The organism is Pseudomonas sp. TE3895 (assembly GCF_056278855.1).
The window spans coordinates 2,165,240-2,184,786 of record NZ_JBWBQE010000001.1 but is presented as its reverse complement, the minus strand read 5'-3'; the positions used below and the strand labels follow the sequence as shown (position 1 = coordinate 2,184,786).

General features: G+C 62.9%; 17 protein-coding genes and 1 pseudogene. 9 read left to right on the top strand and 9 right to left on the bottom strand.

Annotated features, from left to right (window positions below; all coding sequences use genetic code 11):
• Window positions 1-24 precede the first annotated feature (24 nt).
• Both ACZ889_RS09830 and dinG read right to left on the bottom strand, forming a co-directional pair.
• Window positions 25-2,259: a beta-galactosidase gene (locus ACZ889_RS09830; protein ID WP_230064923.1), complete on the bottom strand. Its 2,235-nt coding sequence runs from the start codon at window positions 2,257-2,259 to the stop codon at window positions 25-27.
• Window positions 2,260-2,338: 79 nt separating this feature from the next.
• Complete coding sequence (gene dinG / locus ACZ889_RS09825) at window positions 2,339-4,483, bottom strand: ATP-dependent DNA helicase DinG (RefSeq protein WP_003254889.1); 2,145 nt, start codon at window positions 4,481-4,483, stop codon at window positions 2,339-2,341.
• Window positions 4,484-4,581: 98 nt separating this feature from the next.
• Between dinG and ACZ889_RS09820 the strand changes: the two genes are divergently transcribed.
• Window positions 4,582-5,046 carry a CopD family protein gene (locus ACZ889_RS09820; RefSeq protein WP_003254890.1) on the top strand — a complete coding sequence of 155 codons (465 nt, stop codon included), beginning with the start codon at window positions 4,582-4,584 and terminating at the stop codon, window positions 5,044-5,046.
• A gap of 122 nt (window positions 5,047-5,168) precedes the next feature.
• On the opposite strand, the gene ACZ889_RS09815 is transcribed toward ACZ889_RS09820, so the two are convergent.
• The 3 genes from ACZ889_RS09815 to ACZ889_RS09805 all read right to left on the bottom strand — a co-directional run bounded on the left by ACZ889_RS09815 (window position 5,169) and on the right by ACZ889_RS09805 (window position 7,044).
• A complete protein-coding gene (locus tag ACZ889_RS09815) occupies window positions 5,169-5,444 on the bottom strand; it encodes a DUF1145 domain-containing protein (protein ID WP_003254892.1) in 276 nt (91 codons plus the stop codon).
• Window positions 5,445-5,542: 98 nt separating this feature from the next.
• On the bottom strand, window positions 5,543-6,262 hold the full coding sequence (locus tag ACZ889_RS09810; RefSeq protein WP_476257343.1) for a PA1041 family peptidoglycan-binding anchor lipoprotein: 720 nt from the start codon (window positions 6,260-6,262) through the stop codon (window positions 5,543-5,545).
• 89 nt (window positions 6,263-6,351) lie between these two features.
• A complete protein-coding gene (locus ACZ889_RS09805; protein ID WP_010952284.1) occupies window positions 6,352-7,044 on the bottom strand; it encodes a PA1041 family peptidoglycan-binding anchor lipoprotein in 693 nt (230 codons plus the stop codon).
• 159 nt (window positions 7,045-7,203) lie between these two features.
• Here ACZ889_RS09805 and ACZ889_RS09800 point away from each other — a divergent pair, with 159 nt between their 5' ends.
• From ACZ889_RS09800 to ACZ889_RS09785, 4 genes are read left to right on the top strand one after another with little or no spacing between them, the layout of a single operon-like run.
• Window positions 7,204-7,698 carry a DUF6231 family protein gene (locus ACZ889_RS09800; RefSeq protein ID WP_020191311.1) on the top strand — a complete coding sequence of 165 codons (495 nt, stop codon included), beginning with the start codon at window positions 7,204-7,206 and terminating at the stop codon, window positions 7,696-7,698.
• 2 nt (window positions 7,699-7,700) lie between these two features.
• On the top strand, window positions 7,701-8,177 hold the full coding sequence (locus ACZ889_RS09795; RefSeq protein ID WP_180688734.1) for a YchJ family protein: 477 nt from the start codon (window positions 7,701-7,703) through the stop codon (window positions 8,175-8,177).
• 2 nt (window positions 8,178-8,179) lie between these two features.
• On the top strand, window positions 8,180-8,653 hold the full coding sequence (locus tag ACZ889_RS09790; RefSeq protein WP_104960928.1) for an LEA/WHy family protein: 474 nt from the start codon (window positions 8,180-8,182) through the stop codon (window positions 8,651-8,653).
• A 7-nt stretch (window positions 8,654-8,660) separates the two neighbouring features.
• Window positions 8,661-8,858: an SEC-C metal-binding domain-containing protein gene (locus ACZ889_RS09785; RefSeq protein WP_003254900.1), complete on the top strand. Its 198-nt coding sequence runs from the start codon at window positions 8,661-8,663 to the stop codon at window positions 8,856-8,858.
• 166 nt (window positions 8,859-9,024) lie between these two features.
• On the opposite strand, the gene ACZ889_RS09780 is transcribed toward ACZ889_RS09785, so the two are convergent.
• The 4 genes from ACZ889_RS09780 to ACZ889_RS09765 are packed head-to-tail and all read right to left on the bottom strand — an operon-like array spanning window position 9,025 to window position 12,630.
• Window positions 9,025-9,927: a pyridoxal-phosphate dependent enzyme gene (locus ACZ889_RS09780; RefSeq protein WP_476257342.1), complete on the bottom strand. Its 903-nt coding sequence runs from the start codon at window positions 9,925-9,927 to the stop codon at window positions 9,025-9,027.
• The gene (locus tag ACZ889_RS09775) at window positions 9,924-11,135 is read right to left on the bottom strand and encodes an MFS transporter (RefSeq protein WP_476257341.1); all 1,212 of its coding nucleotides are present in this window, start codon (window positions 11,133-11,135) and stop codon (window positions 9,924-9,926) included. The genes ACZ889_RS09780 and ACZ889_RS09775 overlap by 4 nt, the downstream gene beginning before the upstream one ends.
• Window positions 11,132-11,920, bottom strand: coding sequence for an alanyl-tRNA editing protein (locus ACZ889_RS09770; protein WP_143494688.1), 789 nt, complete (start codon window positions 11,918-11,920; stop codon window positions 11,132-11,134). Before ACZ889_RS09770 ends, ACZ889_RS09775 begins: the two co-directional genes overlap by 4 nt.
• Window positions 11,917-12,630, bottom strand: coding sequence for a serine O-acetyltransferase (locus ACZ889_RS09765; RefSeq protein ID WP_180688738.1), 714 nt, complete (start codon window positions 12,628-12,630; stop codon window positions 11,917-11,919). The genes ACZ889_RS09770 and ACZ889_RS09765 overlap by 4 nt, the downstream gene beginning before the upstream one ends.
• A gap of 172 nt (window positions 12,631-12,802) precedes the next feature.
• Here ACZ889_RS09765 and ACZ889_RS09760 point away from each other — a divergent pair, with 172 nt between their 5' ends.
• The 4 genes and pseudogenes from ACZ889_RS09760 to ACZ889_RS09745 all read left to right on the top strand — a co-directional run bounded on the left by ACZ889_RS09760 (window position 12,803) and on the right by ACZ889_RS09745 (window position 19,487).
• Entirely contained in the window at window positions 12,803-14,143 is a 1,341-nt protein-coding gene (locus tag ACZ889_RS09760; RefSeq protein WP_476257340.1) for an aminotransferase-like domain-containing protein, read from the top strand.
• A 103-nt stretch (window positions 14,144-14,246) separates the two neighbouring features.
• Window positions 14,247-16,688: a penicillin acylase family protein gene (locus tag ACZ889_RS09755; RefSeq protein WP_476257339.1), complete on the top strand. Its 2,442-nt coding sequence runs from the start codon at window positions 14,247-14,249 to the stop codon at window positions 16,686-16,688.
• A gap of 126 nt (window positions 16,689-16,814) precedes the next feature.
• Window positions 16,815-17,831 (top strand): ligase-associated DNA damage response exonuclease, encoded by a 1,017-nt coding sequence (locus tag ACZ889_RS09750; RefSeq protein WP_476257338.1) that lies wholly within the window; start codon window positions 16,815-16,817, stop codon window positions 17,829-17,831.
• A pseudogene (locus ACZ889_RS09745) lies at window positions 17,828-19,487 on the top strand (ATP-dependent DNA ligase). Before ACZ889_RS09750 ends, ACZ889_RS09745 begins: the two are co-directional and overlap by 4 nt.
• The last annotated feature ends 60 nt before the right edge of the window (window positions 19,488-19,547 follow it).

Genomic DNA, 19,547 nt, shown 5'->3' with positions numbered 1-19,547 from the left:
TGGGTTGACTGCATCTGCCTGATCTCAGGGGGCCGGTTTTTCCAGCTCGGCACGCAGTTGGTTCATGGTTTGCAGATTGCTTTTGCGCACGGCATCGACAAACCCTGGATAGGGCATATCGGTAATCGCCACCAACCCGAGGTGGCCGTTCTCACCATCGAGCAGGCGACCGCTGGCCGGTTGGTCGAGGTACTGGAACCAGTGCGCGCCAACGATCATCGGCTGCGCCATGGCGGCCTTGAGGAAGTTTGCATAGGCCGGGCCGCGATCCTCTTCCCGCGCCAGCTCCAATGGCCCCGGCCAGAACGGCCCGCGATCACGCGAGCCGAACTGGAACTCGGACACCAGCACCGGCTTGTCCAGCTCCGCCAGGCGGGCAAAGTCGTAGCCGTCCTGCGGCTTGAGGGTATAGAAGTTGAAGCTCAGAACATCGCAGAACTCGGCGCAGGCCTTGACCGCCTCCGGTGTGCTGACCGCATAGCGGCCACCCAGGAGCATGTGATTGGGCGCATGCCACTTCAACGAATCGGAAATGGTCTTGAAGTAGGTCTCGGCAAATACCCGCTGGAAGTGCTGGTAGTCCCGTTCGATTTCCGGGTGCTCCGGGTCAGGCAACGGCGCCTCGAAGCCAGGATCTTCCATGAGTTCCCAGGCGGTCAGTTCGATGCCCCAGGCCTTGGACAACCCTTCCTGGTTGCGATACTTGTCGCGCAACTGCTTGAGGAATGCGCGTTTGGCTGGCACGTCGGTGGTCAGGCGCAAGGTGCCGTAGGCCAGGCCATAACGGCTCTTGGGGTCGCTTCCAGGAGCGGCCCAGGCCAGTTCGTTATCGGCGAAGTAGCCGATGAGCCAAGGGTCGTCACGGTGATCACGCGCGGCGATGGCCACGGCACGTTCGGTGGCCATGGCAAAACGCGGGTCGAACGGGTCGGGCATGCGGCCCCACCAGTCCATGCCAGTGCTGATGCTGGCGTAGTCGCCTACGATCGACAGCGGCAAGGTATACGGCATGCGTCTGGCTTGGCCAAGCGTCGGCTCGCTCCAGTTGCCAACAGTGTTGAACCCCCAGGCCTGAAGGCGATCAAGCGCATGCGCCTGCCAGCGGTCGGCATCCAGCACCGGCGGCGCGCAATCGGCTGGCTGGCCCTCCACTGCGGGCGGACAGGGTTTGCCATAGGTACGCTGCAGGTTGGCGGCGTAGAAGTCGAACCAGCGCCCCTGCTTGAAATTGCGCCCTTGCGACGAGGCATTGCCATCGTCATTGTTGCTTTCGCCATAGAACGCGGCCAGTGCATCGCCCTCAGCGGGCAAGGCCTTGAACATGCCTTCGCGCCCGGCGACATACGTACGCCCGCCGTCTGCCGCCACGGCGTTCACACCCAGGGAATAGAACGGGTGCCCATCCGGCGTTACCAGGTACCAGCGGCCATCACGCTTTTCAGTGCGAAAGAAGCCCTTGGCTGCAAAGGCCGGACCGCCCACCAGGCCACCGTAAGCGTCCAGCTGCTGCTTGCCGCGCTCTGCCAACCAGCCCTTGAGCTGTTGCTGTTCACGGGTATCGGCCGCCTTGAGCTGCTCGTCACTGGATACCTTCTCGGGCCAGTTACCGCGAGTCGACTGGCCATAAGCATCAATCAGCTCGTGGTAGGCCGCCCTGTACGCCTGGTCGTCATCCTGGATACCGACACGCTCGATCAGCAGGCTCTGCGCCACCTTGGGGCTGGGGATGCTCAGGCTGACCGAGGTCACCTGCTTGAGGTCGACTGCACCGGCACTGCTGGTCAAAAGGAGGCGCTGACCACCATGGTTCCAGGGCATCGGCGGGCCGGCGCGCATGCCCTGGTCCAGCGGCGAACTGGCCGTCAGGGGCACCAGCACGGTTTGCGCGGGCCCCGCGGGCAGGTCGATACGGCTGGTCAAGGTGCGGCCATCGCTGCCTTGCACGGTGACATCCACGGTCAATGCCCAGTCCATGGCACTTTGCAGGCGCAAGGTCAGGAACTGCCCAGCGGACCAGTCCCACACCCCACTCTGCGGGCTCAGGCGTAGGGTCGGCTGCTGGGCCGGGTTGAACACCACACGCCGCAACACCTCGCCCTCGGCCGTTTGTTCCGCGTTGTACTGCGGCATGCCGGCATCCACCGTCGCCACATTGACCACCGAAGCCGGGCGCACGAAGCTGAACAGCGTTTGCTGCCCGGCCAGCAAGGGTGAACTGCACAACAAGGCGAATACGGCGGGCAGGGTGCGGCGGATCATAAGGCTGGGGCTCTCCTTCAGGACCCTGATGGGCCCAAGACGAGTAATGGACAATGCGCCGGCGCAAGTGCTCCGGCGGTCAGGAAATTTCCCGCCGGAACGGCGGCAGCGCATTGAGAATAGCCTTGCCGTAGCGCTGCGTGACCAAGCGCCGGTCAAGCAAGGTGATAACGCCGCGATCCTGCTCGGTACGCAGAAGGCGGCCGCAGGCCTGGATCAGCTTCAACGAGGCGTCAGGCACGGCAATTTCCATGAAAGGGTTGCCGCCACGTGCCTCGATCCACTCGGCCAGCGCAGCTTCGACCGGGTCGTCGGGCACAGCAAAGGGAATCTTGGCGATGACCACGTGCTCGCAATACGCGCCCGGCAGGTCGACACCCTCGGCAAAGCTGGCAAGGCCGAACAGCACGCTGTGCTGGCCATCGTCGACCCGCGCCTTGTGCTTGTTCAGTGTTTCCTGCTTTGAAAGGTTGCCCTGGATGAGCACCAGCTTGCGCCAGTCACGGTCCAGACCGTCAAACACATCCTGCATCTGCTTGCGTGACGAGAACAACACCAGCGCGCCACGGGCATCTTCGACGATGTTCGGCAGTTCGCGGATGATCGCCGCGGTGTGCGCTGCTGCATCGCGTGGGTCGGCCTGCAGGTCGGGGACCCGCAACAGGCCGGCATCGCCATGCACGAACGGGCTGGGCACCACGCAGGTGACTGCGTCGCGCGGCAACCCCGAACGCATGCGGAAACGGTCGAACTTGCCCAGCGCGGTCAATGTCGCCGAGGTCACCAGCGCGCCGTGGGCCACGCTCCACAGGCTGCGCCGCAGCATGTCGGCGGCGAGGATGGGGCTGGCATTGACTTCGATGTCGAACAGCGCGCCACTTTCGGCCAAGGTCAGCCAGCGCGCCATGGGCGGGCTGTCTTCCGGGTCTTCGGCGGTGAAGGCCGTCCACAGCTCCCAGTTACCCTGGGCACGGGTGACCAGGCTGCCAAACAGCGGATACCACTCTTCGGCCTGGTGGCTGGCGATGCCGATATTGACCTCACCGTCCATGCCTTCCTTGAGCAGGTCAGCCAGGCGGGTGAACAGATCGTTGAGGCGGGCAAAGCCCTTTTTCAGTTCGATGCCCACTTCACGAATCTGCTCCGGCACCACCCCACCCTCGAAACGGTAACGCGGGCGCTCACGGCCTTCGGTGTCCTCGCTGGGACGGAAGTCAGCCACCTGTTCACAAAGGGTGAACATGAACTGCTGCTGGGTGCGTACTTCTCGCGCCAGCTCCGGCACCTGCTCGATGTACTTGCCCAGGTCGCCGGGCAGCGGATGCTGGGCCAGCAATTTGGTCAGGTTCTTGGCGGTCTGCTCCAACCAGTCGGCGGTGGAACGCAGCCGCGAATAGTGGGCGAAATGGCCGATGGCCTTGTCTGGCAGATGATGGCCTTCGTCGAACACGTACATGGTATCGCGCGGGTCGGGTAACACCGCTCCGCCACCCAGGGCCAGGTCGGCCAGGACCATGTCGTGGTTGGTGACGATCACATCGACCTTGCCCATGCCTTCGCGGGCCTTGTAAAACACGCACTGCTGGAAGTTGGGGCAGTGGCGGCCGGTGCACTGGCTGTGGTCGGTGGTCAGCCGTGCCCAGTCCTGGTCTTCCAGGGCCTCTGGCCAGCTGTCACGGTCACCGTCCCAGCGGTTGCCGGCAAGCTTCTCGATCATGCTGTTGAACAGCTTCTGGCTGCGCTCGTCGACTTCGATGCGGAAGCCTTCTTCCTCGAACAACTGAGCCGTGGCTGACTGGGCGTGGCCTTCCTGCAACAGGATGTCGAGCTTGGACAGGCACAGATAGCGGCCACGGCCCTTGGCCAGGGCGAAACTGAAGTTGAGGCCGCTGCTGCGCATCAGGTCGGGCAGGTCCTTGAAGACGATCTGTTCCTGCAGGGCCACGGTGGCCGTGGCGATCACCAGGCGTTTGCCGGCGGCCTTGGCCGCCGGGATCGCTGCCAGGCTGTAGGCTACCGTCTTGCCGGTACCGGTGCCCGCTTCCACGGCCACCACGGCAGGCTCGCCAGCGCGGCGGCCTTCATCGTCGCAGGCAATGTCGCCAAGCACCTTGGCCACTTCGGCGATCATCAGGCGCTGGCCATAGCGCGGCTTGAGGCTCTTGGCTTCGAGAAAACGCGAATAGGCGCCCTGGATAGTGGCTTTGAGTTCGTTGCTGATCATGGTCTGCAGGCGCCCGAAGGGCTGGATATATTTTCAGTGTTTCACATGGGGCGGCTATCATACCCCGCTATTGCCCTTTCTGCCGCATGGAGATCCGAATGCTCGCCTTTGCCCTGCCCTACACCCTGCATGTTCTGGCCGCACTCGTATGGGTCGGCGGCATGTTCTTCGCCTGGCTGGTGCTGCGCCCGGCAACGGTTGCAGCCCTTGAAGGGCCTGCCCGCCTGCGCTTGTGGGTGGAAGTTTTCCGACGCTTCTTCGGCTGGGTCTGGCTGGCGGTGGCGATTTTGGCGATAAGTGGTATCGGCATGTTGCACATGCGCTTCAGCGGTTTCGAGACGGCGCCCCGGTACGTGCACGTGATGATCGGTGGCGGGATCGCCATGTTTGCCTTGTTCATGCGCATTCAGGCGTTGCTGCTGCCGGAATTGAAGGCAGCGGTGCAGGCCGAGGACTGGCCGACGGGTGCGGCGGTGCTGGGGCGCATTCGGCGGATGGTGGGGATCAATCTGCTGCTGGGGCTGGCAGTGGTTGCGGTGGCCAGTTCGCGACTGGTCATCTGACAGGCGCTGCGTGCAACCTGCAGCGAAGCCGGTGCCACGGTGCATGGCGCCGGCGTTGCCGGTGTTCGTGGGCAAGCCCGCTCCGGCAAGGGGTCGCAGTGAGCATCAGAGGCGCTGCAAGATCAGTTCACCCGCGGCGCCTCCCGCGGACGGGGAATGGACATGACATGGAAGATTCCCGTCAACAGGATTTGCAAACGGTCAAACCAACGGTGACTGCGCCCGCGCAGGCTGCGATTGAAAAACAGCACTTCAAGCAGGTGCAGGCCAAACAAGACGATGCCTGCGGCATTGATCAGCAGATTGAAGGGCAAGGGTTGTGGCATCAGCTGATTGAACAGCACCACCCCCCAGAAAGCGACCGTCAGGACCTTGCCTAGGCCCAGGATGAACTTCATACCACGCCCCTATAGAGAGTTGTCATGTCGAGGTGGCCTGATCGAGCAAACCGTGCGAACAACATTAACGGCAATGCCAAGACAGGCACCAGCACCACTCAGTTGAGGTGCAGCTCCACCCGTCGGTTGCGCGCGCGGCCCTCCTCGGTTTCGTTGTCGGTAACCGGTTCGCTTTCCCCACGGCCCTGGCTGGTGACCTTGCCCATCTCCAGGCCCTGGCCGATCAGGTACTCGGCAACGCTACTGGCGCGGCGTTCGGAAAGTGCCTGGTTGTAGCTGTCGGAGCCCACACTGTCGGTGTGCCCGATCACACGAACCTTGGCCACCGTCGGTGAATTGAGCTTCTCCACCAGGCCTTGCAGGCGTTGCTGGGCCGCCGGCGTCAGTTCGGCGGAGTCGAAGGCGAACATCACCGCGCCGTTGTCATCGAGGGTGATCACCTCTGGCGAGGGTTCGGGTGCACTGGCAGGTGGCGCGGCCGGGTACTGTTTCAGTGGGCAGCCCATGTGATCGACCGCCGTGTTGGCCGGGGTCTCGGGGCAGTGATCGCGCCGGTCGAAAATGCCGTCACCATCTTCGTCACCGTCCTGGGCGTAACAAATCAGCCCGCCGGCGATGGCGCCCAAGGCGCCGCCACCGGCAGCCCAGGAAGAACTCTCGATGGCCCCAAGGCCACCACCGACCAAGCCGCCCAGCAGGCTGCAGATGGGCCAGGTCCTTTGATTGAGGGGCGCGCTGCCATCGCTGTGCGTAGCGCAACCCGCGAGCAGGCTGGCAGCCACCAACAGCGGCAATGCCGCCTTCGACGTCACACTCATGCTGAATGCTCCTGTGTCATTGGCCACAAACGGCTGGCCGGCATGAAGACGCGCCCGTGCCACTGCTCGAGGCACGGGCGCCCGCCGTCTTACCGCTGGATCTTGATCTCGGTACGACGGTTCATGGCACGCCCTTCGGCCGTGGCGTTGTCTGCCACCGGCTGGGTTTCACCCGCGCCGACCACCGAAACGAAGCTGCTGCGCGGTACACCGCTCTCGACCAGGTAATCGGTCACCGAATGGGCACGTCGCTCGGACAGTTTCTGGTTGTAGCTGTCGGAACCGACGCTGTCGGTATGGCCGCTGACGCTAAGGCGGGCAGAGGGCGCTTCCTGCTTCAGGCGCGTGGCAATGGTATTGAGGCGCTCTTTGTCACTGGCCGTCAGGCGCGCAGAATCGAACTCGAAGTGCACGTCGCGGATGACAATGACTTCTTCCTTCTGCACCACCACTTCTTCGACCACCGCAACCGGCTCAGGCGGGCATCCGTTGGCATCGACCTGCACACCACGCGGGGTGCCAGGGCACTTGTCACGGCTGTCTGGCACGCCGTCGCCATCCTCGTCGCCATCGCCATGGGCCCAGCAATAGCCCGCCGCCAGGCCACCGCCCAGCAACGCACCCCAGCCAGCCCAGCTGGAGCTTTCGATGGCGCCCAGGGCGGCGCCGCCTACACCCCCGACGGCGGCACATTTCGGCCAGTCGGTTTTTTGCAAACCTGCACAACCAGTCAACACACTGGTGAGCAGTACCAGGGGTAACGCTGTGCGTACTATGCTCATTTCATTGCTTCTCCTAGGGGGAATCGGCATAAGGCCGATCTCTGGGAGTAAAGACCGCGCATTCCAACCCTGCCAGCAATAAGCTACGACACGGTCACATGCCTCTTTGCCCGCACGCCGCAGCCCGCTAGTCTTGGATGACTTGAACGAGGAATGGCAATGACCGAAGGTTTCTCCAAACGCACCCCGCAACAGGCCCTGGCAGCCCTGCTCGAGCGCTTCACTCCACAACGGCTGCTGCTGGTAGGTACGCGCTTCCCAGCGCTGGACGCCTTCGCCCAGGCACACCCCCAGGTCACCATCGACACCGCCGCCCCTGGCCCGCTGCCGGCCGAACTGGCCGCCAAGCGCTTTGACCTGGCGGTACTGGTGGACTGCCTGGAACACTTGCCCAAGCGCACCGGCCTGGAGCTGCTAGGCGGTATTCGCAACCTCAATGCCAGCCGGGTTGCAGTGCTGGCCGACCTGGCTGCCTGCGGCTGGCAGGACACCGACTTTTTCGCCCTGGCCATGTCGGCCAGCGAGAAATTCTGCCGTGACCAACAGGTTTTGAGCCTGTTCACCTATGATCTACATGACTATAAGCAGGTCCCGGACTGGCTCAATGCCAGGTTCTGGGCCAACCCTGAAAACTTCGGCAAGTACTGGTGGTGATGATGAGTGTCTCGGTCTGCCCTTGTGGCAGTGGCAACCTGCTTGACGCCTGCTGCGGGCATTACCATGCCGGTACCCCGGCACCGGATGCCCAGGCCCTGATGCGCTCACGCTACAGTGCCTACGTGCTGGGCCTTGTCGACTACCTGGTAGCCACCACTCTACCGGCCCAGCAAGCCGGCCTGGACCGTGCTGCCATGGCCGACTGGAGTGCACAGAGCACCTGGCTGGGCCTGGAGGTGGAGAGCGCAGAAGTGCTGGGCGGCCAACCCGAGCACAGCTTCGTCACCTTCACCGCGCGCTGGCACGACCAAGACGGCGATCATCAGCACCGCGAACGCTCGGCGTTCGTCCAGCATGCCGGCCGCTGGTATTTCATCGACCCAATGGTCGGGCTGAAGGCCGGGCGCAACGACCCCTGCCCCTGCGCCAGCGGGCACAAATTCAAGAAATGCTGCGCCAGCTACGTAGGGAGCTGAACATGATCAAGCGCACCCGTCTGCTACTGCTCGGTGCGCTACTGGCATGGCTGACGGGCTGTGCCAGTTGGGGTGAGGACTGGCGCGAGCCCGAAGTGCATCTGGTCGAGGTCGAAACGGTCAAGGCCAGGTTGCTGGAACAGGAGTTCGTGTTGCACCTGCGGGTCGACAACCCCAATGACAGCCGCCTGTTCATTCGCAACGTGTCGTACGCAATACGCCTCAATGACCTGCTACTGGTGCAGGATGAAGCCAGCGTATGGCGCAGCGTGGGCGGGCATGCACGGCGCACTTTCAAGATCACCGCACGAACCAACCTGTGGCAGCACCTGAAGCCACTGGCCAAGCTGCTCAGAAGCAAGCAGCCGCTGCATTACACCCTGCAGGGCGAACTGGCGACCGGGTTGCTCATCCATCGGGACCTGCACATCTCGCGCAGTGGTGAGATAATCCCCGACGATTACATACCGGAGTAACCCTGCAATGTCCCAACAACCCCACGTTCATGGCCCTGACTGCAACCATGACCATGATCACCACCACGACCACGGCCATGTACACGGCCCGCACTGCAACCACGGCCACCAGGAGCCGGTACGCAACGCCCTGAAGGACGTTGGCCGTAACGACCCGTGCCCGTGCGGTAGCGAGAAGAAGTACAAGAAGTGCCACGGCGCCTGATCGACTGACGCCATAAAAATCTGAGAGATGGCTCGAACACTGTGGGAGCGGGCGCGCCCGCGAACACGGGCGAAGCCCGTGCCATACACCGCGTCGCATGCTTCGCGTGCTTGCCCGCTCCCCAGGTAGCGTGCCAGCCTCTGGATCATGAGCCTGACACAGGAGGCTACGCGGCCTTTCGCCGGTTAGCCCCCAGCAGATCCTGGTACCAGAGGCCGGCATCATAGGCGATGGTCACCAGGGTGGTCTCGACATACCGCGGGTGCTGGGCCATGCGCTGGGCAACCGCCAGGCAGGCAGCGGCTGTATTACCGACGAAAATGCCACTCTGCATGTAGAACCAGCGCTGTGCGGCGAGCATTTCTGCATGTTGCACCTGAGCCCGCTCGTCCACCAGCGACCAGTCCATGAACGGCGGGCAAACGCCCACGGCCATGCCTTCAAAACGATGATCGGTGAACACGCCAGCCCTCGAATCACAGCCATTGGGGTCGACCAGCACCGTCGACACCTCGAAGCCATGGTCCTTCAGCCCCAGGGTGATACCCGTAAAACTGGCACCAGTACCCGCACAGCCCACGAACAGGATCTGCCGCCCTGCCCCGGCGTTGGTCAGTTGCACGGCCAGTTCACTGGCGGTCTGATAACGATGGGCCTCGATGCCCACCGGGTTGTTGAACTGGTCGGTGTAGAAGTATGACTTGCCCAGCGCGGCCTGGTTATCCAGGTGATGCATCACCACGTCCTTGGGTGTGGCACCGGCCATCAGCATTTCCTTGCCGATCAGTCGGGCACCGAAACACTCCAGCAGATCCCGCTTGGTCTGGCTGAAGCTCAGCCCGACCGCCAGCTCTACGGCGACCTGGTACTTGTGGCAGGCCGCCAGCAAGCCAAAGCCGAAGCTACCACCGGTTTTTTCGATGACGGTCGTCACCCCGGGAATGATCTCACCCTTGCGCACGGCATGTTCGACGATCCGCCGCGCCGCCCGGTATTTGTGGCTACCGCCCGGGTTGTTCATTTCCAGCTTGGTGTAGATACGATCGCTGACACTGATGAGCTCGCTCATTTGCGGCTACCTTCCATTGACGTTTGCAGGCAGGCCTTGTTCTGCAGCAGGCTGGCGGTGGCAACCAGCAGCCCCAGGCAGAGGACCATGCAGATGGCGTTGGTACCGTCCCAGCCAACCGAGCTCAGCAACAACGAGGGGCTGAATGCGCCGAGGGTGGCAAAAATGGCAATCGCCAGGTCGTTCTTGCCCTGCATCTGCATCGCTGCCGGGCTGTTCTGCAGTGACTGGGCCAGCAAGGCGCCTCCGCCTACGTAAGTGAGGTTCCAGCCCAGCCCGAGGGCAATCAGTGCCAGGGTCATCATGGCGTAGCTGTGCGACCAGATATTCATCGCCGAGCAACCGATCAACAGGGCCAGGCCCGCGCAAATGGTGGTCTTGATACCCAGCCGCTGGATGATGGCGCCGGTGAAGAACGACGGGGCAAACATGGCAATCACATGCCACTGGATCGCCAGGCGGACGTCAGTGAAGTCCTCGTGCATGTGTTTCATGTGCATCGAGGCCTGGATCATCAGCAGGTTCATGATCCCGTAGCCCAACGCAGCGACAGCCATTGCCACAACCACGCTCGGGCCTGCCGGCTCGGCACGGACACTGGCCGGCTTTGCTGCGCTGTTGACCGCGCTGGCCATACCGGCATCGTTGGGCAGGCAAAGCGCAATCAACAATGAAAGCAACGCCAGGCCGACAAACGCGGCATAACACAGCGAAAACAGTGGGTAGCCACCCACGTCACGCAGCCACTCGGTAAGCGTCGGCCCGACGACAGCCGCGATGACCCCGCCCGCCACGACCAGCGAAAGCGCCTTGGGCTTCAAGGCCTGGGAAAGATTGTCGGTTGCCGCGAACCGGTTGAAGTTGGCGAACGCGATGTACACACCCAATGCAGAGTGGCTGAGGACCAGCGTTGGAAAATGCTGGTGCTCCACCGCCAGAAAGCCGCTGACGCCAGACACCGCCAGGGGAATCGCGCCCAGCATGAACGCCTTTTTACGGCCGATACGGCTCATCAGCCTGGAGACCGGATAAGTTGCCAACATCAGGCACAGAAACTGGAACCCGTACGGCACCGTGGACCATGCGGCATCAGGCGCCAGCGCAGCCCCGACAATGGCGGCCATCGTCACCGACATCACGGCAGTCGTCAGGTTGATCGACTGTGCGGTGAAGTACAGGTACGTGCGCCGCGGTAACGTGCTGTTCATAGTGCGTGCTCGTGATAAGTGGACAAGTCGATTTCGGCCTCGGGGAACACGCAGATCAGCCGTTCCTTGCCTTTACCCAGGCGTTTGCGCTTGACGCTAAGGCGCCCGATGCGCCGAGGCGAATCGAGGTGCGTACCACCGCACGGGATTTCGATGCCGTTGTAGGTCCACAAACGCGCGTCTTCCAGGCCTTGAACCGCGTAGTGCTCGATCGGCGCATCGCAGCCAATCAGTTCATTCGCCCGTCGTTCTATTTCAAGTACGTCTTCAGCCGTGAAAGCGTCCTCGACCAGGAAGTCGAAACGTGCCGTGTCCTCCTTGATATGGCAGCCGATCGTCCATTGCTTCAATTCTTCACGCAGCCCGATGGCGGCGGCATACAGGAAGTGGCTGGCACTGTGAGACAACGTCAGCCGTTCGCGCCGTTCAATATCGATAGTGACGCGGGCCGGCATGCCCACGGTGACTTCATCCAGCAAGTGCAAATCATCAGGGTGCAGGCTGTGAATAATGATGCCGCCCAGTTTTCCGCCTTTGAAACCGTCCAGGCGAATAGGGCTACCGTAGAGTTTTTTAACCCAGACGAACCGCACGGTACCCACCGGTAATTCAATGGTGCCAAAGTCCGCTTCCTGGCCGCCTCCTTCCGGATAGGCCACCGTGCTCAGCAACTCGATGCCGTCACTGTGCACCCGCGCTACTTGCGTATTCGCGCCCGCCAGGTACTGGTCTTTGTAATACAGTTTCTCGGTATTTCTTAATACTTCATAGTTCAGAGCGTTCATGATTCCAATACCACCTGCAATGATGTTTTAACCTGTACCCGGGCAGCGGCCGGGATGTCTTTGGTAACAATGCAGCCCGGCCCGATAAACGCACCATCACCGACATGAATAGCGCCCAGCACACTGGCGAAAGCACCGATCTGCACCCGGTTACCCAACGTCGGATGCCTGGGGCTCGAGGGGTTGTCACTGATACCGCGGGCGCCCAGGGTTACGCCGCCAAGCACGTAGCAATCGTCACCAATGGTCGACGTTTCACCAATGACGGTGCCCATGCCGTGATCGATGATGAAGCGCGCACCAATGCGGCTGCGGAAATGGATCTCCGCCCCCGAAAGCATTTTTCCGCGCCTGGAGATCATGGCGGCCAGGCATTGACCGCCGGCGCCGTAGGTCGCGGCGCTATTGTTGTAAATCCAATGGGCAAGCCGATAATGCAAAACCGCAGAATAAGAGGTGTAGGTTTTTGCAATGAATACCAGGTCGCGGCCGGCAGCCGGATCTTTCATGGCAAATGCCTGTAAATCGGCATGTGCCTGTTCAGTCACATGTTCTATGAGCGGTGTTTCTTTCAGTGCTTCGAACTCGACGATTGAACAACACTCCAATAACGCCGAGGTCACAAGATTCTTTACAACTTTGAATGACTCCAGTTCGTCAGGGACAGGAAGCCTGGCAATGACGGCTGATTGCATGTCCATAGGGTGCATGGGCTTGATATCCAGTTGTCTGGTCTGCACAGACGCTAAAAGTGCCGCCTTTGTTGGCAGCCGAAAGTTCCGACACGGGGATATTGGCATGTGCTGGCCATTTGAAAACGAACAGTCGACAAGCATTTCCGTTAACTGTTAGGCTTTTTTTTCTAACGGTTTCGGACCTGCCATGATCCCCTGCAGCCTTCATCACCTTTTGAAACAACGCCTGGATGCAGGCGAGTGGTTGCCCGGGCAACGCATGCCCTCCATCCGCAAGCTGACCGCTGCAGTGGACTTCAGTTACCACGACGTCGTGTCGGCCTATGCCCAGCTGGTCAGCGAAGGTGTGTTGACGGCATCACCCGGGCGAGGCTACTTCGTGGCAAACCGCGCCCGGCAAACCAGTGTGATCCGTGAACCCGAATGCATGGCCGGCGACCCGCTGTTCCGGCTGCTGCAGGGCGGCCAGCACTTCACCAAGCTGGGCAGCGGCTGGCTGCCCCCAGCGTGGCGCGACACCGAACTGCTGGCCAAGGCGATTCGTCGCACGGCGCGGCTGGAGCAGAGCTCGCTGGCAGAGTACGGCGACATCCAGGGGTACCTGCCCATGCGCAAACAGCTGTGCGTGCACATGAAACGGCTGACCCGTGTCGAAGCCCGCCCCAACCAGTTGCTGACCACACTGGGTGCCACGCAAGGCCTGGACCTGGTTGCACGGTTGCTGATCAAACCGGGCGACCACGTTTTCGTCGACGAGCCGGGCAACGGCAACCTGATCAAGCTGATCCAACTGGCTGGCGGGCACGTCGTCGGCATTCGGCGGACCCAGGACGGGCCGGACGTGGAAGAAATGAGAAGCCACCTGACCAAGCACAAGGTCAAGGCGTTTTTCTGCAACAGCACCTTCCACAACCCGACCGGCAGCAACATCAGCCCGCACAACGCCTTCAGCGTCCTGCGCCTGGCGGTGGAGCACGAGTTCTTCGTGGTCGAGGACGATGTCTATGGGGACTTCAGCCCAGCTGTGCGCCAGACCTTCGCCGAGCTGGACAACCTTGACCGGGTTATCTACATCGGCAGCTTCTCCAAATGCCTGTCGGCCTCGCTGCGCGTGGGGTTCATTGCCTGCTCGCAAGACCTGATCGAACCGCTCACACGCCTTAAACTGCTGACCTGCGTCGCCGTCCCCGCGTTTTGCGAACGCTTCGTCAACACCATATTGTCGGATGGCACGTATGCCCGGCACATGAAAGACGTGCAGCAGCGCCTGATCCGCCAGCAAGTGCAAACCCAACGCTTGCTGCTCGAGCGCGGCTGGCAGTTCGATATTGCGCCGCAAGGGGGTATGTTCCTTTGGGTCTACCACCCGGACCTGCCCGACCTGCAACCTTTCATGCGGAAACTGGAGCAACACAAGATCCTGCTGATGCCGGGCTCTGCATTCGCGGTGAGCCGTGACTACCAACGCTACACGCGCATCAATTGCACGCATTTTTCCGACGCCTTGGCCGAGCACTTCGAGGTTTGACCCGGCGCGATCAAATAAACCGACCTGGGACCTTGCATGGCGCCTGCGCGCTTACTACCTTAGCGCCTTTCCAAACCAGCCTCGCCTTGCAGGAGCCCTTGCCATGGCCGCCCCCGCCTTTCCTCCTTTCCGCCTGCGGTTCGCAACCGCTGCTACCCTGCTCAGCATGCTCGGGCTGGCCGGCTGCCAGACGGGCGGCTACCAGGACAGCGTGCCACCGACCAGCGGCGTGCAGCCGCTCAAAGGCCTGGCACAGAATGTTTCGGTACGGCGCAATGCCATGGGCGCGCCGCTGATCGAAAGCAGCAGCTTCCATGATGCGCTGTTCAGCCTGGGCTATGTGCACGCCGGCGACCGCATCGAACAGATGGTCGCCATGCGCCTGCTCGCCCAAGGCCGTCTGGCCGAACTGGCCGGCAGCGAGGCGCTGGATATCGACCGCCTCATGCGCGCCGCCAACCTCAAGCAGAGTGCCGCCCAGCAATACGCCGACGCATCGCCACGGCTCAAGCGCTTCTTCGAAGTGTACGCGCGCGGAGTCAACGCCTACCTGTTCCGCTACCGCGACAAGCTGCCAGCAGGCCTGGCCAGTAGTGGCTATCGCCCCGAATACTGGAAGCCTGAAGACTCGGCGCTGATCTTCTGCCTGTACGCGTTCAGCCAGTCGGTCAACCTGCAAGAGGAACTCAGCGCCCTGACCCTGGCGCAGAAAGCCGGTAGCGACAAGCTGGCCTGGTTGCTGCCCGGGGCCCCGGACGAGCCGTTGGCCGAAATGGAAGTGGACAAGCTCAAGGGCCTGAACCTGGCCAGCCAGTTGCCGGGGCTGCCAGCCCTGGCGGCTGCCAGCCAGAAGCTCGCCGACCTCGACCTGCTCGGTAGCCCGGGGTCGGCCAACCTGGCCCTGGGCCCGCAGCGCAGCCGCAGCGGCAAGAGCCTGCTGGCCAGCGACAGCCGCGCCGCCTGGGCCTTGAGCCCGGTACAAATCAATACCAGCAAGTACCAGGTTGCCGGCCTGTCCTTGCCGGGCCTGCCAATTGTGCTGGCCGGCTACAATGGCAAGCTGGCCTGGAGCAGCAGCGCGGTCATGGCCGACAATCAGGACCTGTTCCTCGAGCAGCTGCGCCGCCAAGGCAATCAGCTGAGCTACCTGGCCGATGGCAAATGGCTGCAGGCCCGCGCCCGCAGCGAAACCTACTTTGTACGTGGCCAGCGACCCGTGCGCGAAGTGGTGTACGACACCCGCCACGGCACCCTGCTGGCCCAGCCAGAAAACGCCAGCCTGGGCCTGGCGCTGAACCTGCCCCAGTTCAAAGGTGATCGCAGCCTGGATGCTCTGTTCGACCTGACGCGGGCCAAGAACGTGGAGCGGGCCTTCGACAGCACACGTGAAGTGACGGCTGCTGCCGTCAACTTCGTTTTCGCCGAGCCTGAGCACATCGGCTGGCAAGTCAGTGGCCGCTACCCCAATCGCCGCGAAGGCCAGGGCCTGCTGCCCTCGCCGGGCTGGGACGGGCGTTATGACTGGGACGGCTATGCCGACCCGATGCTGCACCCGTACGACCAGGACCCGCCCGCAGGCTGGATCGGCCACGCCAACCAGCGCAGCCTGCCGCGCGGCTATGGCATGCAGCTGTCCAGCACCTGGTATTACCCCGAACGTGCCGAACGCCTGGCACAGCTGGCCGGCAACGGTCGCCACGACAGTCGCAGCCTGATGGCCCTGCAGAACGACCAGGTGACCTTGCTGGCCAACAAGCTCAAGCAGATGTTCGACGCACCCGGCATGGCCCAGCCACTGAAGCAGGCAATCGACGCCCTCCCCGCCGGGCAGCGCGACAAGGCCCGCGACACGCTGGCCCGGCTCAAGGCCTTCGATGGCCGCCTGAGCCCGGTGTCGGCCGATGCCGCGCTGTACGAGTTGTTCTTGCAGGAGGTCGCTCGCCAGACCTTCCTCGATGACCTGGGCCCGGAGTCCGGCCCGGCCTGGCAGGCATTCGTCAGCAATGCACGTTTGTCGTTCTCGGCGCAGGCCGATCATCTGCTGGGCCGCGATGACAGCCCCTTCTGGGATGACCGCAACACGCCGCAGAAAGAAGACAAGCCCGCCATCCTCGCCCGCAGCCTGGCGGGCGCAATGGAGGCCGGTATCGCACAGCTGGGGGCCGACCGACGCACCTGGCAGTGGGGCAAGCTGCACCAGTACCGCTGGCCGGCACCGGCCTACCATGGCCTGGGTGATGCGATCAGCCGTGCACCGCTTGCCGCAGGCGGCGACTTCACTACCCTGGCCCTCACACCATTCGCCTGGGGCAGCGACTTCGACACGCATCTGCCAGCCTCGGCACGGATGATCGTCGACTTCGGCCAGGCCGAACCGTTGCAGATACTGACCAGCAGCGGCCAGTCCGGCAACCCGGCCAGCGCGCATTACCGCGACGGGCTGGATGCCTGGTTCAAAGGGCGCTTCATGAGCCTGCCACTGCAACAGCAGAACTTCGGCAGGGCGTATGGCAACCAGCGGCTTACATTGGTACCGGGGCGGTAACGGCATTCTTCAGGGGCGCATGAGGGGGCTTGATGAAGTTTTTCAGCAGCGCCCTCCCAAATCCATCCGAACTAACGTCTGGCACCATGCCTCTTAACGGGTAACCCCAGAACCAGTGCCCGTGCCATGGACCTTGTCATCGCCCGCCCCGAAGGCCTGTACTGCCCACCCGGAGATTTCTACATTGACCCCTGGCGGCCCGTGGACCGGGCTGTCATTACCCACGGCCACGGCGACCACGCACGCACCGGCAATGGCCATTATCTGACCGCCAGCCCCGGTGCCGGCATTCTGCGCAGCCGCCTGGGCCAGGAGATCAATCTGCAGACCCTGCCCTACGGTGAGCGCCTGCTGCACCAAGGTGTGACGTTGAGCCTGCACCCGGCCGGGCACGTGCTGGGTTCGGCACAGGTGCGCCTGGAGTACCGAGGTGAAGTCTGGGTTGCATCCGGTGACTACAAGGTAGAACCCGATGGCACCTGTACGCCCTTCGAACCGGTGGCGTGCCACACCTTCATCACCGAGTCGACCTTCGGCCTGCCGATCTACCGCTGGCCAAGCCAAAGCGAGATCTTCGCCAGCATCAATGCCTGGTGGCGGGCCAACAGTGAACAGGGCAAGGCCAGCGTGCTGTTCTGCTATGCCTTCGGAAAGGCCCAGCGGATTCTGCATGGGCTGGATGCCAGCATCGGCCCGATCCTCGTGCATGGCGCCATGGAGCCGCTCAACCGGGTGTACCGGGATGCCGGCATCCGCCTGCCGGAAACCCGCTACGCAGGCGATATTCCGCGCAACGATCCACTGCTGCGCCAGGCACTGGTCCTGGCGCCCCCGTCAGCTGGCGGCAGTAGCTGGATGCGCCGTTTTGGCGATTACAGTGATGCCTTCGCCAGCGGCTGGATGCTGCTACGCGGCGCCCGCCGGCGGCGCGGCGTGGACCGGGGCTTTGTGCTGTCCGACCACGCCGACTGGCCTGGCCTGCTCTGGGCCATTGGCCAGACCGGTGCCCAACGGGTGATGGTCACTCACGGCTCGGTCGAGGTACTGGTGCGCTACCTCACCGAACAAGGCCTGGATGCCCGCGCCTTTGTCACCGAGTATGGCGACGAAGACGATGTGCCCAACACCGCCCCCTCGCCATGAAAGCCTTCGCTACGCTGTTCCTGCGCCTGGACGCGACCACCTCCAGCAATGCCAAGCTGGAGGCGCTGCGCGACTACTTCGACATGGCGCCCGCCGACGATGCTGCCTGGGCGGTGTATTTCCTGGCCGGCGGGCGCCCACGCCAGCTGGTGCCCACCCGCCTTCTACGTGAACTGGCAACGGCACTGGCTGGCCTGCCGGACTGGCTTTTCGAAGAAAGCTATCAGGCCGTGGGCGACCTGGCCGAGACCATTTCGCTGCTGCTGCCGCTGCACGCCGATGGCAACGAGGAAGGCCTGGCCACCTGGGTGGAACAGCATTTGCTGCCCCTGCGCGGGCTGGCGCCTGAGCAAGTCCGCCAGCGCCTGCCGCCGCTCTGGGCCCGGTTGGACCGCGCCAGCCTGATGCTATGCCTGAAGCTGATCACTGGCAGCTTTCGCGTGGGCGTGTCAAAGCTGTTGGTCACCCGCGCCCTGGCGCAACTGGCCGGGCTGGACGCCAAACGCGTGGCCCAGCGCCTGGTCGGCTACACCGATATAGGCCATCGCCCGACTGCAGCCAGTTACCAGAGGCTGATCGCCCCAGAGTCCGCCGATGAACACAACCAGCGTGGCGGCCAGCCCTACCCTTTCTTCCTGGCCCATCCGCTGCAAGTGTCCAGCGATCAATTCGATACCCTGCTCGGGCCACCAAGCGATTGGCAAATCGAATGGAAGTGGGACGGCATTCGGGCGCAAGTGGTGAAGCGCGATGGCCTGCTATGGGTGTGGTCACGCGGCGAAGAACTGGTTACCGAGCGTTTCCCCGAACTGCATGGCCTGGCACAGACGTTGCCCGATGGCGTGGTGCTCGATGGCGAGATCCTGGTCTGGAAACCTGGTGAAACCGAGGCGGAACTGGCCGTGCAGCCTTTTGCCTTGCTGCAACAGCGTATCGGTCGCTAAAACGCTGGGCAAAAAACTGCTGAACGATGCGCCGGTGGTGTTGCAGGCCTACGACCTGTTGGAGTGGCAGGGCGAGGACTGGCGCAGCCGACCACAGCACGAACGCCGAAGCCAGCTGGAACGCCTGGTGGATGAACACCCACTTGCCCCCGTGCTGTTGTCGCCTCTGCTGCAAGGCCCGGACTGGGCCGACCTTGCCCGCCAGCGCGAACAGTCACGCAGCCTGGGCGTGGAAGGGCTGATGCTGAAGCAACGCGAGGCCCTGTACGGCGTGGGGCGCACCAAGGACATGGGCATCTGGTGGAAGTGGAAGATCGACCCTTTCAGCGTCGATGCGGTGCTGATCTACGCCCAACGCGGCCACGGCCGCAGGGCCAGTCTGTACAGCGACTACACCTTTGCCGTATGGGATGCACCGGCAGGTACCCCTGGTCGGGCGTTGGTGCCCTTTGCCAAGGCCTATTCAGGGCTCAGTGACGAAGAAATGCGCAAGGTCGACGCCATCATCCGCAAGACCACGGTGGAAACGTTCGGGCCGGTGCGCAGTGTGACCCCAACGTTGGTGTTCGAGCTGGGCTTCGAAGGCATCGCCCTGTCCCGGCGCCACAAAAGCGGTATTGCCGTGCGCTTTCCGCGCATGCTGCGCTGGCGGCTGGACAAGCCGGTGGAAGAAGCAGATGACCTGGCCACCCTGCAGGCGCTACTAGCCTGAAAAAGTTTGCGGTGCCTGACTGCTGCAGGATGAGGCGCATTCGCTGAAACTATGCTTCTA

Excerpts from the sequence above, each read along its gene's own strand:
- ACZ889_RS09830 (WP_230064923.1), bottom strand. The coding sequence starts at position 2,259 with ATGATCCGCCGCACCCTGCCCGCCGTATTCGCCTTGTTGTGCAGTTCA.
- dinG (WP_003254889.1), bottom strand. The coding sequence starts at position 4,483 with ATGATCAGCAACGAACTCAAAGCCACTATCCAGGGCGCCTATTCGCGT.
- ACZ889_RS09820 (WP_003254890.1), top strand. The coding sequence starts at position 4,582 with ATGCTCGCCTTTGCCCTGCCCTACACCCTGCATGTTCTGGCCGCACTC.
- ACZ889_RS09815 (WP_003254892.1), bottom strand. The coding sequence starts at position 5,444 with ATGAAGTTCATCCTGGGCCTAGGCAAGGTCCTGACGGTCGCTTTCTGG.
- ACZ889_RS09810 (WP_476257343.1), bottom strand. The coding sequence starts at position 6,262 with ATGAGTGTGACGTCGAAGGCGGCATTGCCGCTGTTGGTGGCTGCCAGC.
- ACZ889_RS09805 (WP_010952284.1), bottom strand. The coding sequence starts at position 7,044 with ATGAGCATAGTACGCACAGCGTTACCCCTGGTACTGCTCACCAGTGTG.
- ACZ889_RS09800 (WP_020191311.1), top strand. The coding sequence starts at position 7,204 with ATGACCGAAGGTTTCTCCAAACGCACCCCGCAACAGGCCCTGGCAGCC.
- ACZ889_RS09795 (WP_180688734.1), top strand. The coding sequence starts at position 7,701 with ATGAGTGTCTCGGTCTGCCCTTGTGGCAGTGGCAACCTGCTTGACGCC.
- ACZ889_RS09790 (WP_104960928.1), top strand. The coding sequence starts at position 8,180 with ATGATCAAGCGCACCCGTCTGCTACTGCTCGGTGCGCTACTGGCATGG.
- ACZ889_RS09785 (WP_003254900.1), top strand. The coding sequence starts at position 8,661 with ATGTCCCAACAACCCCACGTTCATGGCCCTGACTGCAACCATGACCAT.
- ACZ889_RS09780 (WP_476257342.1), bottom strand. The coding sequence starts at position 9,927 with ATGAGCGAGCTCATCAGTGTCAGCGATCGTATCTACACCAAGCTGGAA.
- ACZ889_RS09775 (WP_476257341.1), bottom strand. The coding sequence starts at position 11,135 with ATGAACAGCACGTTACCGCGGCGCACGTACCTGTACTTCACCGCACAG.
- ACZ889_RS09770 (WP_143494688.1), bottom strand. The coding sequence starts at position 11,920 with ATGAACGCTCTGAACTATGAAGTATTAAGAAATACCGAGAAACTGTAT.
- ACZ889_RS09765 (WP_180688738.1), bottom strand. The coding sequence starts at position 12,630 with ATGCACCCTATGGACATGCAATCAGCCGTCATTGCCAGGCTTCCTGTC.
- ACZ889_RS09760 (WP_476257340.1), top strand. The coding sequence starts at position 12,803 with ATGATCCCCTGCAGCCTTCATCACCTTTTGAAACAACGCCTGGATGCA.
- ACZ889_RS09755 (WP_476257339.1), top strand. The coding sequence starts at position 14,247 with ATGGCCGCCCCCGCCTTTCCTCCTTTCCGCCTGCGGTTCGCAACCGCT.
- ACZ889_RS09750 (WP_476257338.1), top strand. The coding sequence starts at position 16,815 with ATGGACCTTGTCATCGCCCGCCCCGAAGGCCTGTACTGCCCACCCGGA.